The 733-nt window shown below is 64.8% G+C and carries 2 protein-coding genes; both read left to right on the forward strand.

What is annotated here, in order from left to right; translation table 11 throughout:
* The coding region (locus VBE63_RS30870) for a chromate transporter (RefSeq protein WP_323686758.1) at positions 1-553 on the forward strand (553 nt) is incomplete at its 5' end.
* Positions 550-714, forward strand: coding sequence for a DUF6883 domain-containing protein (locus tag VBE63_RS31735; protein ID WP_416274761.1), 165 nt, complete (start codon positions 550-552; stop codon positions 712-714). The genes VBE63_RS30870 and VBE63_RS31735, both read left to right, overlap by 4 nt.
* Positions 715-733 lie beyond the last annotated feature (19 nt).

Below are 733 nucleotides of genomic sequence, written 5' to 3' on the forward strand. Positions count from 1 at the left end.
CGCGCCAGGCCTGGCGCTGTTCGAGGTCTTCTACCGCGCGGGCGCGCTGGTGTTCGGCGGCGGTCACGTGGTGCTGCCGCTGCTCGAGGCCAGCCTGGTCGAGCCGGGCTGGATCAGCGCCGATGCCTTCCTCAGCGGCTACGGCGCCGCGCAGGCGGTGCCGGGTCCGCTGTTCACCGTCGCCGCCTACCTCGGTGCGATTGCCATGCCGGGCGCGAGCGCTGTGCTCGGCGCGGCCATCGCGTTGCTCGGTCTCTTTCTGCCCGGGATGCTGTTGCTGATGGGCGTGTTGCCGTTTTGGAGCCGCCTGCGCCAGCAGCAGGCGGCGCGTGCGGCGATGGCGGGCGCCAATGCTGCCGTGGTCGGCGTCCTGGGAGCGGCGCTCTATCAGCCGGTGTGGACCGGCGCGGTGGCGGTGCCGGCTGACTTCGCCATCGCCTTGAGCGCCTTCGTCCTGTTGACCGCTTGGCGGACGCCGCCCTGGCTGGTGGTGTTGCTCAGCCTGCTCGCGACGCTGATGGTTGGCATGCTGATGGGGTCGTACAGACAGTGAGTTCTCACGATTGTGCTATCGGAACCATTGATGAGTACGGTGCTCGTTATGTCGTTGACTTCGCTTACGTTAGGGGCGCAAGGAAAGCAATGATAAGAAGCACATGGATCATCAGGGCCGGTGAAACAACACCTCGTCTTACTTCCTGTTTCGTACTATGAGTACCATCCTTTTATGTCA

It is taken from the genome of Lamprobacter sp., assembly GCF_034860625.1.
Taxonomy (GTDB): domain Bacteria; phylum Pseudomonadota; class Gammaproteobacteria; order Chromatiales; family Chromatiaceae; genus Lamprobacter.